A 16,374-nucleotide genomic window follows, 5' to 3' on the forward strand; every position below is an offset into this window, starting at 1 on the left:
TGGGCGCCCTTCGCGCTGCCCGTGCGGAGAGCCGCGCGGAACGTCAAGTTCACGCCAAGGTGCCGTCCGACCGGTGAGAGGGGGGTCCTGCCCCGCGAGCCCGTCTGCTTCAATGGGGCCATGGCCAGCTTCCAGAACACCGCGACAGGTCGCCACGACCTCGAGCCCTTCTGGCCTTCCCGTCAGCACCACGACTTCGACCGGGTGTGTTGCCGCGCGGAGAACGCGCAGGCCCTCTAAAGCCGAATCACCCCGGCGTTCGGCCCGCGCGCACGACGTAGGTCCTTCTGCGACCTCGCAGTTCTCGACGATCTCGATGACTCCTCGCGCGAAAGAGTTGACCACTCATGGCGAACACCCGTTCCTTCTCCACCGCTTCCTCCGTGACCGCCGCCCCCTCCCCCGCCGTCCCCGGCCGCCACCGGCTGCGCGCCGTCGACCGGGACGAGGTGGTCGACGTCACGGACTTCCTGCCGCCGGGCGCGACCTGGCTGCCCGCTCCCCCGCACACCCTGCCCACGCTCCCCGGCCGGCCGCCGATGATCGGCTACCTGGTGCTCGTACCCGCGGACCAGCAGCCGCTGCTCCCGGTACCCGACGAGCCCGGTCCCCGGCCCGAAGCCGCGTCGCAGAACAGCGGCACCAGCATCAGCACCGGCGCCGACGCCCTCGTCAGCATCGACGGCGTGCAGCGCACCGCATGGGTCGACGGTCGCCAACTCGACCTGACGTACCTGGAGTTCGAGCTGCTCGCGCACCTCGTCGCGCATCCGCACCGGGTGCACACCCGCGACCAGCTCGTGACCACGGTGTGGGGCTACGGGCACGTGGGCGACGGACGGACGGTCGACGTCCATGTCGCACGGCTGCGGCGCAAGCTCGGGGCCGAGCACCGTCAGGTGATCCAGACGGTGCGGCGAGTGGGGTACAAGTACGCCCCGCCGGCGACGCGGTGACCGACGGAGCCGACGGGCGGTGACCGACGGGACCGACGGGCGGGGTGCCGTCCTCCGCCTCCGCCGGCCTCCGCCTCGTCCGGTCCCCGCCGATCTCCCCCGGCCGAATCGTTCTCCCACGGGCAGAAACGGATTCCCTGACGCGTCGCGAGCGGGCAGAGTCACCGGCATGAGACTTCTGGTGCTGGGTGGTTCGGAATTCGTGGGGCGTGCCGTGGTGGAGGCCGCGGTCGCCCGGTCCTGGGACGTGACGGTGTTCCATCGCGGGCGGCACGCGGCGCCCGAAGGGGTGCGGTCCCTGCACGGGGACCGCACCGCGGACGGCGGGCTCGCCGCGCTCGCGCAGAGCGAGGGCGAGTGGGACGTCGTCGTCGACACCTGGGCCGCGGCGCCCCGCGCGGTCCGCGACTCCGCCCGGCTGCTCGCGGGGCGTGCCGGCCGCTACATATACGTGTCCACCTCGTCCGTGTACGAGTGGGCGCCCCCGCCCGGCTACACCGAGGACGCCCCGGTCGTCGACGGCGCCTCGCCCGACGCGGAGCAGACGGACTACGCGCGGGACAAGCGGGGCGGTGAGCTCGCGGCGGTCGACGCGTTCGGCGCGGACCGCTCCCTGCTGGTGCGGTGCGGTCTGATCCTCGGCCCGTACGAGAACATCGGCCGGCTCCCGTGGTGGCTGGCCCGGATGGCGCGGGGCGGCCCCGTGCTCGCCCCCGGCCCCCGCGAACTGCCGCTCCAATACATCGACGTGCGCGACCTCGCCACCTGGGTCCTCGACGCGGCGCAGGCCGGACTGAGCGGCCCGTACACCCTGATCTGCCCCTCCGGGCACACCACCATGGGAGGGCTGCTCGACGCGTGCGTCCGGGTCACCGGGAGTGACGCCGACCTGCGCTGGACCGCTCCCGAGGTGATCACCGCGGCCGGGATCGAGCCGTGGATGCAGCTGCCGGTGTGGGTGCCGCCGGGCGGTGACATGCATGCCGCTCTGCACAGCGCCGACGTGGCGAAGGCGGTCGCGGCCGGGCTGCGGTGCCGGCCCGTCGAGGAGACCGTCGCCGACACCTGGGCCTGGCTGGAGTCCATCGGCGGGACGGCCCCGCAGCGCCCGGACCGGCCGGTCCTCGGCCTCGACCCGGCGACGGAGGCCAAGGTCCTGGAGGCCTGAGGCCGGGGGCCTGCGTGGGGCCCGGGGTCGCTCGGGGTGGTGTCAGATACACCCCCGGACGGGTGCCCGGCCCCATGTCCCGTACGGCCCCGGCCGGGGAGACTGGGGGCGTACGGGTCGGGCGGTGGACGGAGAGCGGGATGGACGCGTCGGGTGCGGACGGCGGGCGGGCGCGCCGCGCCCTGGTGGCCGGGGCGCGTGGCCTCGTACTGGCGGTGGTGGGGTTCGCCGGGTCGCTCACCCTCTTCGTCCTGTCCGTCCTGTCGATCGTGTTCATCGTCCTGGGTGTCGGTGTGCTCACCACGCCCGCGGTGCTCTCCCTGGTCAGGTCCTGGGCGAACCGGCGGCGCGTCCTCGCCGCCGAGTGGTACGGGATCCGCGTCCCGGCGCTGTACCGGCCTTTCCCCGCCGATGCGCGCACCGGGCTCGTCGGGCAGGCGGAGCGCTGCCGCCTGATGCTCGGCGACCCGGCGACCTGGCGGGACCTGCTGTGGCTGCTCGCCGACATGACGGCCGGGTTCGTGACGGCGCTCCTGCCGGCCGCCGTCATCTTCTATCCGCTGGAGGGGTACGCCCTCGCGGCCGGTCTGTGGCGGATCTTCACGGACGGCACGCACGTCGGCTGGTGGTACGGGTTCGTGCCCGTCGGCGGTCAGGGTTCCGCGTTCCTGGCGGCCGGTCTCGCCACGGCGCTGCTCGTCGCCGGCTACTTCACGGCCCCGTTCCTGCTGCGGGCCCACTTCCAGCTGACCCGCGCGGTCCTCACCCCGGACGAGGGCGAACTGGCCGCCCGTGTCGAGGTGTTGACGCAGACGCGGCGCGACGCGGTCGACACCTCGGCCGCGGAGCTGCGCCGCATCGAGCGCGACCTGCACGACGGTGCGCAGGCCCGTCTCGTCGCCATGGGCATGGACCTCGGCACGATCGAGGCGCTGGTCGAGAAGAACCCGCAGAAGGCCAAGGAACTGCTCGCGCAGGCCCGGAGGTCCTCGGCCGACGCCCTCACCGAGCTGCGTGACCTGGTCCGCGGCATCCATCCGCCGGTCCTCGCCGAGCGCGGCCTCGGTGACGCGGTGAAGGCGCTCGCGCTGCGGCTGCCGGTCACCACCGACGTCGACGTGGACCTGCCGGGCCGCACCGACGCGCCCGTCGAGTCGGCGGCGTACTTCGCCGTCAGCGAGGTTCTCACGAACGCCGTCAAGCACTCGGGGGCCGACCGCGTCTGGGTCGACGTCCACCACACCGGGGCGACGGGCATGCTGCGGATCGCCGTCACCGACAACGGGAAGGGCGGCGCGAGCATCGGGGCGGGGTCGGGGCTGAGCGGGATCGAGCGGCGGCTCGGTACATTCGACGGCGTCCTCGCCGTCAGCTCCCCCGCGGGCGGTCCGACCATGGTGACGATGGAGATCCCTTGCGCGTTGTCCTAGCCGAAGATCTCTTCCTTCTCCGCGACGGTCTGGTGCGGATGCTGGAGGCGTACGACTTCGAGGTCGTCGCGGCCGTCGAGAGCGGGCCCGAACTGACCAAGGCGCTCGCCGAGTCGGAGCCCGACGTCGCCGTCGTCGACGTACGGCTGCCGCCCTCGCACACGGACGAGGGGCTGCAGTGCGCGCTCGCCGCGCGGCGGGCGCGGCCCGGGCTGCCGGTCCTCGTCCTGTCACAGCACGTGGAGCAGCTGTACGCGCGCGAGCTGCTCGCCGACGGGAACGGCGGGATCGGCTATCTGCTCAAGGACCGGGTGTTCGACGCGGACCAGTTCATCGACGCGGTGCGCCGGGTCGCCGCGGGCGGGACCGCGATGGACCCCCAGGTGATCCAGCAGCTGCTTTCGCGGCGGGCCACGGAGGCTCCGCTCGGCGGTCTGACACCGCGCGAGATGGAGGTTCTGGAACTCATGGCCCAGGGCCGGTCGAATGCGGCCATCGCGGGCCAACTCATCGTCACGGAACGGGCGATCGCGAAACACACCTCCAATATCTTTCTGAAGCTGGGACTTCCGGTGTCGGACGACGACAACCGGCGCGTTCTCGCCGTCATCGCCTATCTGGATCAGGGCCGTTGAGAATCCGCCGGGAAATCACCGGCGCTCTCTTTGAACAAGGGGCCCTCGTGTTGCGTACGTAGCCCCATGGGACGCACATCACGAAAACGGCGCTCGTCACTCGCGACGCGCATGACGGTCGCGTCGGCCGCACTGCTCCTGGGCGGAGGAGGGCTGGTCGCGGTGAACGTCTACGCGTCCGCCCACGAGGAGAACCCGGCGCAGCGCGGCGACGGAGCGCAGCAGCAACAGCAGCAGGTCGCCACGATCGACTGCCCCGACGTGGGCAACGGGCTGTCCGACGTGCCGGACGCCGCTCGGTCGGAGGTCGACGGCGAACTGGCCACGATGGACAGCCAGATCACCGAGTCGTACCAGCGCCTCGCGGCCTCGCGGGACGCGGCGGCGCGGGACCCCGACTTCGTGCAGAACAGCATTCTGCAGCCGTTGAAGGAGCGGCGTTCGACCCTCATCGACCGGATCGGCCTGGAGATCAGCCGGGCGGGCGGTACGGCGCCGCAGGGCATGAAGGACCTCGCGGCCTGCACGGCCAGGTCGGCCGGCACCGACGGCAGCCCCCCGGCGGGCTCGGCCGCGCCGTCCGCCCCCGCGGACGGCGGTCAGCAGGGCGACGGCGGTCAGCAAGGCGACGGCGGTCAGCAGGGCGACGGCGGTCAGCAAGGGGACGGCGGTCAAGGTGGCGGCCAGCAGGGCGGCGGTCAGCAGAACGGCAACGGCCCCGACGCCTCCGACTTCGTCGACATCAACTCCGTCCAGCCCAACGTCAGGACGCCGCGCAACCAGCGCGCCGCCTCCCGCGGCACGTTCACCACGAAATGCGGGCGCAACGAGAACGGCAAGTTCAATCCCGACAACGTCATCGTGGCGCCCGGTGTGAGCAATGGCGCGCACCATATGCACGACTACGTGGGAAATCAGGCGAACGACGCTTTCGCCAGTGACGACGATCTTGCGAACGGTGACACGAGCTGCCGCAATCAGGGTGACAAGTCGACCTATTACTGGCCTGTTCTGCGCCTCCAGAACGGAAAGGACGAGAACGACGCGCAGGCCGACGGCGGCGGCAAGGACCAGAATGTCGGCGAGATCCAGACCCCTGCCTCGGTCACGCTGAAGTTCGTCGGAAGTCCGGCCGGCAAGGTCGTCGCCATGCCGCGGTTCCTGCGCATCATCACAGGTGACGCCAAGGCCTTCACCAACGGCGACGCGAACGCGAACGCGTCCTGGAGCTGCACCGGCTTCGAGAACCGCCAGCTGAAGGACAAGTACCCGATCTGCCCCGAAGGCAGCAAGGTCGTGCGGTCGTTCAAGTTCCAGAGCTGCTGGGACGGGCGCAACACGGACAGCGCCAACCACCGTACGCACGTCGCCTTCGCCGACCCGAACAGCGGCGCCTGCCCGCAGGGCTTCCAGGCGATCCCGCAGCTGCAGCAGCGCATCGTGTACGACGTCCCGCCCGGCCCCGGCTTCGCCGTCGACTCGTTCCCCGAGCAGTTGCACAAGCCCGTGACCGACCACGGCGACTTCATCAACGTCTTCGACGACGGCCTGATGAAGCGCGTCGCGAGCTGCATCAACCGGGGTCAGCGCTGTACCTGACGGCCTGACCCCCCGTCGACTGCTGCGCGGTCAGCTCGCGCGGTGACCGTTGTGCCCGGAGTGCCCGTCCTCCTCGTGACCCCCGCCACCGCTACTCCCCGAGTGGTGCGAGGAGGACTTCTCCACGGTCCCGCCGAGCCGGCCGCGCAGCGCTGTGACCGCATCGTCGTCGCCCACCGCGATCCAGCGGCGGCCGATCAGATAGGTGCCGCCGTAGTCGTCGGCCTGGTCGAGCCACTCGGCCTGGCCGCGGTCGGTGGCGAAGGTCGCGAGGATGTAGCGGTCGGCGCCGTCGCCGCAGGTGGCCTGGCGCAGCTCGTCGGCGTCCGTCTGGATGTCGGGCCGGCACTTCGCCCGGGCAGCGAGCTGTTCCAGGCTGCCGGTCGCGGTCTTCGGCACGGTGTCGCCGTGCGATCCGCAGCCGGTCAGGACCGCCAGCGAGACCATCGCTCCCGTCACCCATATGCGCCGCGTGCGTCGCGTCATTCCCATCGTTTCCTTCCGTCCCGTGCGGCGACACGAACTCGCCGGCTCTGTACACACCGTTGAGCGAGGGGGATCACAGGGTTACCGTGCGCCGCATCATCCGACGCAGGGGGCACACCTATGACCGCACCGTCGCGACGTTCCGTCCTCGGCACCGCCGGCGCCATCGGCCTGGGAGCCGTCGCGGGGTTCCCCGTCACGGCTCACGCCGCCGAGGGCCCTGCCTTCGATACGGCTCCCGTACGCTCCGCACTCAACAGACTGCTCCCCGGACACGCCGACCAGTTCGGCCTCACACTCCTCGCCCCGCAGGGCGGCGACCGGTTCCGGGTGACCGGCACCCGGGGAAGGATCGCGGTGTCCGGTACGACACCGGCCGTGCTGCTCACGGGAGTTCACTGGTATCTCAAGTACGTCTGCGGGGCGCACATCGCGTGGAACGGCAGCCAGCTCGACCTGCCGAAGACGCTGCCGGCGCCCCCGCGCCCGCTGGAGAGATCCACCACGCTCCCCCACCGGTTCGCGCTCAACGACACGAACGACGGCTACACCGCGCCGTACGCCGACTGGCCGTACTGGGAGCGGATGATCGACGTCCTCGCGCTGCACGGCTGCAACGAGGTCCTCGTCATCGCGGGCACGGAGGCCGTGTACGAGCGCGTCCTGAAGGACTTCGGGTACAGCGACGCGGAGTCGCGCGCCTGGCTGCCCGCCCCCACGCACCAGCCGTGGTGGCTCCTGCAGAACCTGTCGGGGTACGGCGGACCGCTCTCGCCCGAACTCATCGCGAAACGCGTGGAGCTGGGCCGGAAGATCACCGTCAGGCTGCGCGAGCTCGGCATGTCGCCCGTGTTCCCCGGCTACTACGGGCATGTCCCCCACGGCTTCGTGGAACGCAACGGCGGCGACGCGCACGTCGTGCCGCAGGGCACGTGGCACGGCTTCGACCGGCCCGACTGGCTCGACCCGCGCACCCGGTCCTTCGCCGACGTGGCCGCCTCGTTCTACGGGCATCAGCGGGACCTGTTCGGTGCGGCCGGGCACTTCAAGATGGACCTGCTGCACGAGGGCGGCACCGCCGGTGACGTGCCCGTGCCGGACGCGGCGCGCGGCGTGGAGAAGGCCCTCCAGAAGGCGCACCCGGGAGCCACGTGGGTGATTCTCGGCTGGGAGGCCAACCCGCTGCCCGCGCTCATCGACGCGATCGACAAGAAGCGCATGCTGATCGTCGACGGCGTCTCCGACCGCTTCACGACCGTCACCGACCGCGAGAAGGACTGGGGCGGCACGCCGTACGCCTTCGGCACGATCCCCAACTTCGGCGGGCGGACCACCATCGGCGCCCGCGCCCACGTCTGGAACGAGAAGTTCTTCGCGTGGCGCGACAAGGCGGGCAGCGCGCTCACCGGCACCGCCTTCATGCCGGAGGGCACCGACCGCGACCCGGCGGCCTTCGAGCTGTTCTCCGAACTCGCGTGGACCGGGGACAAGATGGACCGGGCGGCCTGGTTCTCCGGGTACGCCGACTTCCGCTACGGGGCCCGGGACGCGGACGCGCGGGCCGCCTGGCGCGCCCTGCACGACACCGCGTACCAGCACACGGCGGTGGAGCGCAGCGACGCGCACGACTCGCTGTTCTGTGCCCGGCCCGACCTGGCCGCGAACCGGGCCTCCGAGTACGCGCCCCGCGCCCTCACCTACGATCCGGGGCGCTTCGACGCGGCCCTGAGCGGGCTGCTCGGCGTCGCAGGCGGGCTCCGGGGTTCCGCCGCGTACAAGTACGACCTGGTGGACGTGGCGCGGCAGGCGCTCGCGCACCGCTCGCGGCAGCTCCTGCCGCAGCTGCGGGCGGCCTACGCGCGGAAGGACCGGGACACGTTCCGGTCCCTGGCGACGCTGTGGCTGAAGCTGATGCGGCTGTCCGACGACGTGACCGGGACGCATCCGGCGTTCCTGCTCGGGCCGTGGATCGACGACGCGCGGCGGCTCGCGACGAGCGACGGCGAGCGCGCCGAGTTCGAGCGCACGGCGAAGGTGCTCATCACGGTGTGGGGCGACCGCGCCACCTCCGACCCGGGGAACCTGCACGAGTACGCCAACCGCGAGTGGCACGGCCTGATGTCCGACTTCTACGTGCCGCGCTGGCAGAAGTGGCTGGACGCCCTGGAGGACGCGCTGGCCACCGGGTCGGCGCCCGCGGCCGTCGACTGGTTCGCGTTCGAGGAGAAGTGGACCCTGGAGCGCAAGGACTATCCGCTGCGGCCCATCGGGGACGCGTACAAGACGGCCGCGCGCGTGCGGGACGTGCTCGCACGGGCGCCCCACCAGGGTTCGCTGACCGTCACCGCCCAGCCGGCCGCGTTCCCTCCCGGCGGGCACGCGCGCGTGGAGGCCGCTTTCCGCAACGTCAACGGGCTGCGGGCGACCGGCCGCGTGGACTTCACCCTGTCGGGCATCGACGCCACGCCCGAGGGCCCCACGTCCCTGCCGAGCGTCGCGCCCGCGGGCACGGGCAAGGTCCGCTGGCAGGCGAGCGCCCCCGGCACGCCCCTGGACCGGCCGCTGCGTCCCCTGCCCTACGAGCTCTCCGTGCGGTACGGGCCGCAGGGCGAGGGCCGGGTGACGTCGGTCCACGCGGGCACGCTCTTCGAGGCCGGGCCGCTCGGCGACGCCTGGCGGACCGTCACCGACAACGCCGCCGTCTTCGGACAGTTGGGCGACCGGTACGCGATCGACGGGGCCGGCGCCGACCTGTGGAAGGGGACCACGGAGTTCGGCTCGGCGTACCGCGAGGGCGCCTTCGCCGACGGGTCGTCGGCACAGGTGAAGGTGACGTCGCAGGCCGTCACGGGCGCGTGGGCGCGGGCGGGCCTCATCGTCCGCAACTCCCTGGCGACGCCGGGCTCCCCGGGGTTCCTGAACCTGTCCGTGACGCCGTCCAACGGGGTCGTGCTGTCGTACGACACGAACGGGGACGGCACGCTCGACACGTACCGGCGCATCACCGGGATCAAGGCGCCGGTGACGCTGAGGCTGACGCGGTCCGGCGGCTCGTACACGGGTGAGTGCTCGACGGACGACGGGGCGACCTGGCGGACCGTGGCGACCGTGACGGTGCCGGGGGCGGCGGCGACACAGGACGTGGGGCTCTTCATGACGGCGACGAACGGCGGCGGCGGGGCGCGCGGCACCGTGGAGTTCGACGGCTGGCAGCTCGGGTAGGGCCTGGCGCTGGGTCAGAATGGGCGGGACAAAAGCCGTGTGTCCGGTCACGGCTGCGACCTCTGGAGTCCCGCCCATGCCCGCGATCCCCTCCACCACCGTCGCCAACCTCCGTGACCTCGGCGGGATCCCGCTGTCCGGCGGCCGTGCCGTACGCCCGGGCCTCGCCCTGCGGGCCGGGCAGCTCGACCGGCTCGACCCCGCCGCCGATCCGGAGTTCTCCGCGCTCGGTGTCCGCACGATCGTGGACTTCCGCACCAACGCGGAGCGCGCCTCCTACCCGGACCACGTCCCCGACGGCGTCCACGTCCTGGTCGCGGACGCGCTCGCCGACAAGATCGCCCAGACCGGGGCCGCGCCCGTCGCCGCGCAGCTCAAGCAGGTCCTGTCCGACCCGGCGCTCGCCGACGAGAAGCTCGGCGGCGGGCGCGCCGAGGCGCTCTTCGCCGACACCTACCGCGCCCTCGTCTCGACGCAGTCCGCGCGGGCCGCCTACCGCACGCTCCTGACCGAACTGGCCGACCCCGACACGGGCCCGCTGCTCTTCCACTGCACCGCGGGCAAGGACCGCACCGGCTGGGCCGCGACGATCGTCCTGACGCTCCTCGGCGCGGACGACGCGGCCCTGGAGGCGGAGTACCTGTCGGTCAACGCGGCGGTGCGGGAGGCCTTCGCGCCGCTCGTCGAGGGGTTCACCGCCCAGGGCGGCGACCCGGAGATCGCGCTCGCGCTGATCGGCGTACGGGCGTCGTACCTGCACGCCGCGCAGGACGAGGTGGTGGCGCGGTACGGGCACTTCGCGAGGTACGTGCGCGAGGGACTCGGGGTGCCGGACGAGGCGGTGGAGCGGATCCGGCAGCGGCTGACGGCCGGGTGACGCGGGCGTGGGGGCGCGGGGCGCGGATCGCCAGGGGCCTCGGACGGCTCGGGTCCCGAAGAAACCCCTGTGCCGTGTGGGCACATCCGTGCCATGGTGACCCGATGAGCAGCGAAGACTGGGAAACGCGCCTGGCCGCGGCGTGGGCGGGCATCGACGGCTACGACGAGTCCACCGCGGGCGACTTCCGCGCCGTCATCGACGACCTCGTCGCCGAGCTGCCGGACGACAGCCCGGTCGGCCCGTTCGAGCGCGGCAGCGCCTTCGATTCGACCGGCCACTCGGACCGGGCCGTGCCGCTGTACCAGGAGGCCCTGAAGCTCGGCCTGTCCGGCTACCGGGGCCGCCGCGCGAAGATCCAGCTCTCCAGCTCCCTGCGCAACATCGGCCGGCCCGAGGAAGGCGTGGCGCTTCTCACGCCCGAACTCGACGCGCCCTCGGACGAGTTGGACGACGCCGTGCGCGCCACGCTGGCGCTGTGCCTGTCGAGCCTGGGCCGGGACCGCGAGGGCCTGTCGCTCGCCCTCGGCGCGCTGGCGCCCCATCTGCCCCGATACCAGAGGTCGATGGCGAATTACGCCCGCCTGCTGGTGGAACCGGAGCCGGAGCCGGGGTGACAGTGTGAAGTGACCATCCGACGATTCGCTCGTTCAGCTGAACGTGCAGTCGAAGGTGCAGTCACAGGATGTCGTCCCCCGTCCCGGTCCGGTCGTCGACGTGGAGCAGGCCGAGGCCGCTCTCGTCGAGCACTACCCGCGGCTCGTCCGGCTCGCCTATCTGGTGCTCCCGCCCAGCCTCGGCCGCAACCGCCGGGTGCTCACGGCGCACTCCCTGACCCAGCGCGCCCTGCCGCGCGCGCGTACCTCGGCCGACGCCGCGGCCGTCCCGGCGCCCCGCACGGCCGAGGGCCGCAACGGCGATCCGGGCTACGGATTCGTACGGCTCAGGGTCCTGCGCACCGCGCTCGACGCGGGCCGCCCGCTGCGGCGCAGGGCCTGGCCGCGGCGCTCGCAGCTGCCGCCGCTGCTCCCTCAGGTGTGGGGCCTGCGGCTCTTCCCGCGCTCGGGCGGTGCCGACGAACTGGCCCTGGACCAGGGGCTGTCCGCGCTCAGCGGCCCCGGCCGCGCCGCCTTCGTCCTGCGCGGCCTCGAACGGCTCGACGACAGGGCCGTACGGAACATGCTGGCCGCGGCCGGCGCCGAGGACCCGGACGCGGCGCTCGCCGAGGCGGACGGCGTGGCCTTGCCCGCGGGCAAGGACGCGCTCGCCCTGCTGGAGTCGACCGAGTTCGACCCCTGCTCGCTCCAGGCCAGGCCGCCGGACCTGATGCGACGCAGGCAGCATGTGAAAGCCGTGATCGCGGCCGCCGCGGCGACGCTGGTGTGCGGGGCGCTGCTCGGCCTGCCGGGCGGCGGCTGGGCACCGGACGGGGCCGCGGCGCCCGCGTACGCGCAGAACCCGGCGGGCCTGGCCGCCCTGGATCCCGGCAGGTTGACGAGGGTCCCGGCCACGGCGTGGCAGACGTCGGCCCGCACGGACTTCTCCGTCTGGCCGGCGCGCGGCTCCCTGACCGGCGACCGGCCGCTGCTGCGGCGTGCTCTCGCGGTCTGGGCGCGGCCCGGCGGCTCCGTCCAGGTCTCCGCGACACCGGGCACCCAGGCCGGCGCCCCGCCCGGCCCCCCTCAGCTGCTGTACGCGGGCGAGGTCGACCAGGCGCGGATCGTGCTGTTCTACGACGGGCTGCGCATCGTGCGGTACGCGGAGCCGAAGGACGGCACGAGCGGCGCCGCGCTCGACTTCGCGCGGGCGGACGGCGCCACGGGTCCGGAGGCGGGCGCCCTGGTCGTGGACCGGGCCGACGGCAACGTGCGCTATCTGACGGCGCCCTGGGTGCGCGGCGCCGCCGTGCGGAACCTGCTGAAACCGTCGGCGGCGCCGATGCCGCTCGGCCGCGCCCCCGACGGCGTGACGACCCCGTTCGCCAGCCCGGCGCTCGCCCGCGACTGCGCGTCCTGGAACGCGCTCGCACTGCGGGACGACGCGGGCACGCGGCTCTCGACCGACCTCGGCGAGCTGGTGCCCGCGCATCTCACCGCGGGACGCCCCGGCGCACCGCGCGAGGCGGTCGCCGCCGACTGGCAGCACTCGGCCTGCTCCCTCACCTCCGTACGCTCGCACGGCGTGCGCACCGTCAACTCCTGGGCGTACGCGCGTCAGCAGCTCCCCGAGGGCAGCGGCGCGGCGGACTGGGTGTGCGCGCGGGCCGACACCTGGCGGGGCGGCGGGGCGCGGACGCTGGCTCTGTTCACGGCTCCCGGCGGGACGACGGCGGCGGTCGCCGCGAAGGCGGAGGGGACCCCGGCCTGCGGCAGCCGGGACCCGCTGGTCCTCGCGGGCGTGCTGTGGAAGTCGCGGGGCGGCACCTGGTACGTGGTGGCCGCCGCGAGCAGGCAGGTCACGTCGATCGCGTCGTCGGGCGGAGCCCGCGCCAGGGACAACGTGCTGGCCGCGCCCACCCGGCAGGGGGCCAGGACGAAGCTGACCGGCCGCACGTCGACGGGCCGCGAGGTGGGCGCCCTGCGCTGAACCCCGGCGCCCCGGGACACCCTTGCTGACACGTCCGTAAAGAAAACGGCGCACGAGGGGTGTACCCGCCCCCTACCCGTCAGTACATTGACGCCATGTCTAATACGCAGAGCCGGGCACCGCGGCCCGTCGCTGACGAGCACGTCGCGCTCAAGGCACGCAGGGTCTCCTTCTCCTGGGACAGGACACCGCTGCACTGGATACCGGACGACCCGTTCACCACGCACACGATCAACGTGCTGCATCTCTTGCTGCCCGCCGGAGAGCGGTGGTTCGTGCACGTCTACAAGCAGGTCCTGCCGTACATCCGCGACGACCGGCTCCGCGAGGACGTGATCGGGTTCATCGGCCAGGAGGCCATGCACTCGCAGGCCCACGACGAGGTGCTGCCGCACCTCAAGGAGCAGGGGCTCGACCCGACCCCGTACACCGCTCAGGTCGACTGGTTCTTCGAGAAGCTGCTCGGTGACCGGACGCTGCCGCCGGGGCGGGCGCGCGAGTGGTGGCTGATGGAGCGGGTCGCGCTCATCGCCGCGATCGAGCACTACACGGCGTTCCTCGGCGACTGGGTGCTGAACGCGGACGAGCTGGACCGCAGGGGCGCGGACCCCACGATGCTGGACCTGCTGCGCTGGCACGGCGCGGAGGAGGTCGAGCACCGCTCGGTCGCCTTCGAGCTGTTCGAGCACGTCGACGGCGGCTACCGGCGCCGGGTGCGGACCTGGGCGCTCGCGTTCTCGGCGCTGATGTTCCTGTGGCAGCGCGGTGCGCGCTTCTTCATGGAGAACGACCCGACGGTGCTCGACGGCAAGGCGTCGTTCAAGGAGTTCTACCGGGGCGGGAAGCGGGGCGTCCTGCCCTCCACCGGCGCCATGGTGAAGTCCATCCCGCGCTACCTCAGCCGCTCGTACCACCCCTCCCAGGAGGGCAGCACCGCGCAGGCGGTCGCCTATCTGGCCACCTCGCCCGCCGCGACGGCGGCGGAAGCCCGGACCCCGAACGGAGCCGTCTGACCATGCCCCGCCTCCGCACCCCACGGCTGCGTACCGTCCTGCTCGTCACCGGATCCGCGCTGCTCGCGCGCCGCGCCCTGCGCCGCCGCATCCAGGCGTCCCCGCTGTGGCCGATGCCCGCGCTCGACGAGCCCGTCTCCGGGCGTCCGCGCGCGCGTGCCCTGCGGCTCCTCGTCACCCGGCACGAGTCCGTCGCCGACGGCGTCGTCCAGCTGCGCCTGGAGGGCCGGGACCTGCCCGCCTGGGAGCCCGGCGCGCATCTCGACCTCGTCCTGCCGTCGGGGCTGATCCGGCAGTACTCGCTGTGCGGCGACCCCGAGGACACCTCGTCGTACACCGTCGCGACGCGGCTCATCGCGGACGGCAGGGGCGGTTCGCGCGAGGTGCACGAGCAGCTCCAGGAGGGGTTGGAGGTCGAGGTGCGCGGGCCGCGCAACCGCTTCCCTCTGACCGCCGGCGCCCCGTCGTACGTGTTCGTCGCGGGCGGCATCGGCATCACCCCGATCCTGCCGATGCTGCGGGCCCTCGAAGCCCGGGGCGCCGACTGGCGGCTGCTGTACGCGGGCCGCACCCGCGCGTCGATGCCGTTCCTGGAGGAGGCGGAGAAGCTCGGCGGCGAGCGGGGCCGGGTGCGCGTCGTCGCCGAGGACGAGGACGGGCGCCCCGATCTGGCCGGCCTGCTCGCGGATTCGGCGCCGGACACCGCGGTCTACTGCTGCGGGCCCGAAGGGCTGATGGAGGCGGTGGCCGCGGCGCTTCCCGGCCACTGCCGGCTGCATCTGGAACGGTTCGCGCCGCACACGTCGGCCGACGGGAACGGGCCGTTCGAGGTCGAACTGCGGCGCAGCGGCCGCACCGTCCCCGTACCGGCGGGTACTTCGGTGCTCGCGGCGGTGCGCGCCGAGGTGCCGAACGTGTCGTACTCCTGCGAGCAGGGGTTCTGCGGGACGTGCCAACAGCGGGTCCTGGAGGGCGAGATCGACCACAGGGACGAGCTGCTCACGGACTCGGAGCGTGACGACTCGATGCTGATCTGTGTCTCCCGGGCGCGTGGGGAGCGCCTCGTGCTCGACCTGTGACCGGCTCGTGCGGACGTGCTCCGCACGAGGCCGGAATCGCTCGGTAGGGTGTTCGTATGACAACCGGGGTGCGCCGCAGGATGGGAGTCGAGGAGCGGCGGCAGCAGTTGATCGGGGTCGCACTCGAACTGTTCAGCCACCGCTCCCCCGACGACGTCTCCATCGACGAGATAGCCGCTGCCGCGGGCATTTCCCGGCCCCTGGTCTACCACTACTTCCCCGGCAAACTCAGCCTGTACGAGGCGGCGTTGCGGCGCGCGGCGGACGATCTCGCGCAGCGCTTCGAGGAGCCGCAGGACGGTCCGCTCGGGGCCCGCCTCGTCCGGGTCATGGGGCGGTTCTTCGACTTCGTGGACGAGCACGGGCCCGGCTTCTCGGCGCTGATGCGGGGCGGCCCTGCCGTCGGCTCGTCGACGACGAACGCGCTCATCGACTCGGTCCGGCAGGCCGCGTACGTCCAGATCCTCACGCACCTCGGCGTCACCGACCCGCCGCCCCGCCTCGAGCTGGTGGTGCGGTCGTGGATCTCGCTCGCCGAGTCCACGGCGCTGATCTGGCTGGACGGGCGGCGCATCCCCCGCCGCGAGCTGGAGGAGCAGCTCGTGCACGACTTCGCGGCGCTCGCCGCGGTGAGCGCCGCGTACGACGAGGAGATGGCGGGTCTGCTGCGCCACATCCTGGCCGACGAGCCGGCCGACGGGACGTTCGGCGACCTCATCGGGCGCCTTGTCGCACTCGCGCCCGTTCCCGTCCCCTCTGGATCATGACTCCATGACGCCACGACTCACGTTCCGCAGGGCATCCGACGGACCCGACGACCTCGCCGCGCTCGTCGCCCTGTACGACGGGGCGGCGCGCTGGATGGTGGAGCGGGGCATCGACCAGTGGCGGCCCGGCGAGAAGACCGAGGACCACTTCCGCCTCCGGATCAAGGAGGGCGAGGTGTGGTTCGCCGACGACGCGCAGGGCGCCGGGGCCGGCGCGTACGAGCTGTGGTGGGACGACGAGCCCGCATGGGGCGTCCGGCCGCCCGAGGCCGGCTATGTGCACCGCCTCATGGTGCGCCGCGGCGCCCCGGCCGGTACGGGCCGCGCGCTGCTCGCGCACGCCGAGGAGCGGGTCGCCGCCGCGGACCGTCCCCTGTGCCGCCTGGACTGTGTGTCGACGAACCCCCGGCTGCGGGCCTACTACGAGCGCGCGGGTTACGCGGTCGTGGGCGAGCAGCCGTTCAAGTCGGGCGCGGGCGGCAGCAAGTACGCGGTGACGCTCCTGGAGAAGCGGGTCGGCTGACGAGAACGCCCGGCACGGCAGGTTCGGTACCCC

At 72.9% G+C, this 16,374-nt stretch carries 15 protein-coding genes; 14 read left to right on the top strand and 1 reads right to left on the bottom strand.

Annotated elements, in window-relative coordinates:
- The first annotated feature begins 21 nt into the window (after window positions 1-21).
- The 6 genes from LGI35_RS46610 to LGI35_RS14980 all read left to right on the top strand — a co-directional run bounded on the left by LGI35_RS46610 (window position 22) and on the right by LGI35_RS14980 (window position 5,788).
- A complete protein-coding gene (locus tag LGI35_RS46610; RefSeq protein ID WP_375996513.1) occupies window positions 22-240 on the top strand; it encodes a hypothetical protein in 219 nt (72 codons plus the stop codon).
- 107 nt (window positions 241-347) lie between these two features.
- A complete protein-coding gene (locus LGI35_RS14960) occupies window positions 348-956 on the top strand; it encodes a winged helix-turn-helix domain-containing protein (RefSeq protein ID WP_227294331.1) in 609 nt (202 codons plus the stop codon).
- A 169-nt stretch (window positions 957-1,125) separates the two neighbouring features.
- Complete coding sequence (locus LGI35_RS14965) at window positions 1,126-2,124, top strand: NAD-dependent epimerase/dehydratase family protein (protein ID WP_227294332.1); 999 nt, start codon at window positions 1,126-1,128, stop codon at window positions 2,122-2,124.
- 140 nt (window positions 2,125-2,264) lie between these two features.
- The gene (locus tag LGI35_RS14970; RefSeq protein WP_227294333.1) at window positions 2,265-3,554 is read left to right on the top strand and encodes a sensor histidine kinase; all 1,290 of its coding nucleotides are present in this window, start codon (window positions 2,265-2,267) and stop codon (window positions 3,552-3,554) included.
- Window positions 3,539-4,189 (top strand): response regulator transcription factor, encoded by a 651-nt coding sequence (locus LGI35_RS14975; protein WP_227294334.1) that lies wholly within the window; start codon window positions 3,539-3,541, stop codon window positions 4,187-4,189. Before LGI35_RS14970 ends, LGI35_RS14975 begins: the two co-directional genes overlap by 16 nt.
- A gap of 66 nt (window positions 4,190-4,255) precedes the next feature.
- Entirely contained in the window at window positions 4,256-5,788 is a 1,533-nt protein-coding gene (locus LGI35_RS14980; RefSeq protein WP_227294335.1) for a DUF1996 domain-containing protein, read from the top strand.
- A 30-nt stretch (window positions 5,789-5,818) separates the two neighbouring features.
- Here LGI35_RS14980 and LGI35_RS14985 read toward each other — a convergent pair whose 3' ends face one another.
- On the bottom strand, window positions 5,819-6,274 hold the full coding sequence (locus LGI35_RS14985; protein WP_376220549.1) for a hypothetical protein: 456 nt from the start codon (window positions 6,272-6,274) through the stop codon (window positions 5,819-5,821).
- 120 nt (window positions 6,275-6,394) lie between these two features.
- On the opposite strand from LGI35_RS14985, the gene LGI35_RS14990 reads away from it, so the two are divergent.
- The 8 genes from LGI35_RS14990 (at window position 6,395) to LGI35_RS15025 (ending at window position 16,341) form a co-directional block, all read left to right on the top strand.
- Window positions 6,395-9,496 (top strand): alpha-N-acetylglucosaminidase, encoded by a 3,102-nt coding sequence (locus LGI35_RS14990; RefSeq protein WP_227294337.1) that lies wholly within the window; start codon window positions 6,395-6,397, stop codon window positions 9,494-9,496.
- Between the two features lie 76 nt (window positions 9,497-9,572).
- The gene (locus LGI35_RS14995; RefSeq protein ID WP_227294338.1) at window positions 9,573-10,373 is read left to right on the top strand and encodes a tyrosine-protein phosphatase; all 801 of its coding nucleotides are present in this window, start codon (window positions 9,573-9,575) and stop codon (window positions 10,371-10,373) included.
- Between the two features lie 104 nt (window positions 10,374-10,477).
- Window positions 10,478-10,990, top strand: coding sequence for a tetratricopeptide repeat protein (locus tag LGI35_RS15000; protein ID WP_227294339.1), 513 nt, complete (start codon window positions 10,478-10,480; stop codon window positions 10,988-10,990).
- A gap of 55 nt (window positions 10,991-11,045) precedes the next feature.
- On the top strand, window positions 11,046-12,959 hold the full coding sequence (locus LGI35_RS15005) for a hypothetical protein (RefSeq protein ID WP_227294340.1): 1,914 nt from the start codon (window positions 11,046-11,048) through the stop codon (window positions 12,957-12,959).
- Window positions 12,960-13,054: 95 nt separating this feature from the next.
- Window positions 13,055-13,972 carry a metal-dependent hydrolase gene (locus LGI35_RS15010; protein WP_227294341.1) on the top strand — a complete coding sequence of 306 codons (918 nt, stop codon included), beginning with the start codon at window positions 13,055-13,057 and terminating at the stop codon, window positions 13,970-13,972.
- Window positions 13,973-13,974: 2 nt separating this feature from the next.
- Window positions 13,975-15,051, top strand: a complete 1,077-nt coding sequence (locus LGI35_RS15015) for a PDR/VanB family oxidoreductase (protein WP_227294342.1) — start codon at window positions 13,975-13,977, stop codon at window positions 15,049-15,051.
- Window positions 15,052-15,107: 56 nt separating this feature from the next.
- Window positions 15,108-15,818 (top strand): TetR/AcrR family transcriptional regulator, encoded by a 711-nt coding sequence (locus tag LGI35_RS15020; RefSeq protein WP_227294343.1) that lies wholly within the window; start codon window positions 15,108-15,110, stop codon window positions 15,816-15,818.
- A gap of 4 nt (window positions 15,819-15,822) precedes the next feature.
- On the top strand, window positions 15,823-16,341 hold the full coding sequence (locus LGI35_RS15025; protein ID WP_227294344.1) for a GNAT family N-acetyltransferase: 519 nt from the start codon (window positions 15,823-15,825) through the stop codon (window positions 16,339-16,341).
- The last annotated feature ends 33 nt before the right edge of the window (window positions 16,342-16,374 follow it).

Source organism: Streptomyces longhuiensis, from assembly GCF_020616555.1.
GTDB lineage: Bacteria > Actinomycetota > Actinomycetes > Streptomycetales > Streptomycetaceae > Streptomyces > Streptomyces longhuiensis.

Excerpts from the sequence above, each read along its gene's own strand:
- LGI35_RS14960 (WP_227294331.1), top strand. The coding sequence starts at position 348 with ATGGCGAACACCCGTTCCTTCTCCACCGCTTCCTCCGTGACCGCCGCC.
- LGI35_RS14965 (WP_227294332.1), top strand. The coding sequence starts at position 1,126 with ATGAGACTTCTGGTGCTGGGTGGTTCGGAATTCGTGGGGCGTGCCGTG.
- LGI35_RS14970 (WP_227294333.1), top strand. The coding sequence starts at position 2,265 with ATGGACGCGTCGGGTGCGGACGGCGGGCGGGCGCGCCGCGCCCTGGTG.
- LGI35_RS14980 (WP_227294335.1), top strand. The coding sequence starts at position 4,256 with ATGGGACGCACATCACGAAAACGGCGCTCGTCACTCGCGACGCGCATG.
- LGI35_RS14985 (WP_376220549.1), bottom strand. The coding sequence starts at position 6,274 with ATGACGCGACGCACGCGGCGCATATGGGTGACGGGAGCGATGGTCTCG.
- LGI35_RS14990 (WP_227294337.1), top strand. The coding sequence starts at position 6,395 with ATGACCGCACCGTCGCGACGTTCCGTCCTCGGCACCGCCGGCGCCATC.
- LGI35_RS14995 (WP_227294338.1), top strand. The coding sequence starts at position 9,573 with ATGCCCGCGATCCCCTCCACCACCGTCGCCAACCTCCGTGACCTCGGC.
- LGI35_RS15000 (WP_227294339.1), top strand. The coding sequence starts at position 10,478 with ATGAGCAGCGAAGACTGGGAAACGCGCCTGGCCGCGGCGTGGGCGGGC.
- LGI35_RS15010 (WP_227294341.1), top strand. The coding sequence starts at position 13,055 with ATGTCTAATACGCAGAGCCGGGCACCGCGGCCCGTCGCTGACGAGCAC.
- LGI35_RS15015 (WP_227294342.1), top strand. The coding sequence starts at position 13,975 with ATGCCCCGCCTCCGCACCCCACGGCTGCGTACCGTCCTGCTCGTCACC.
- LGI35_RS15020 (WP_227294343.1), top strand. The coding sequence starts at position 15,108 with ATGACAACCGGGGTGCGCCGCAGGATGGGAGTCGAGGAGCGGCGGCAG.
- LGI35_RS15025 (WP_227294344.1), top strand. The coding sequence starts at position 15,823 with ATGACGCCACGACTCACGTTCCGCAGGGCATCCGACGGACCCGACGAC.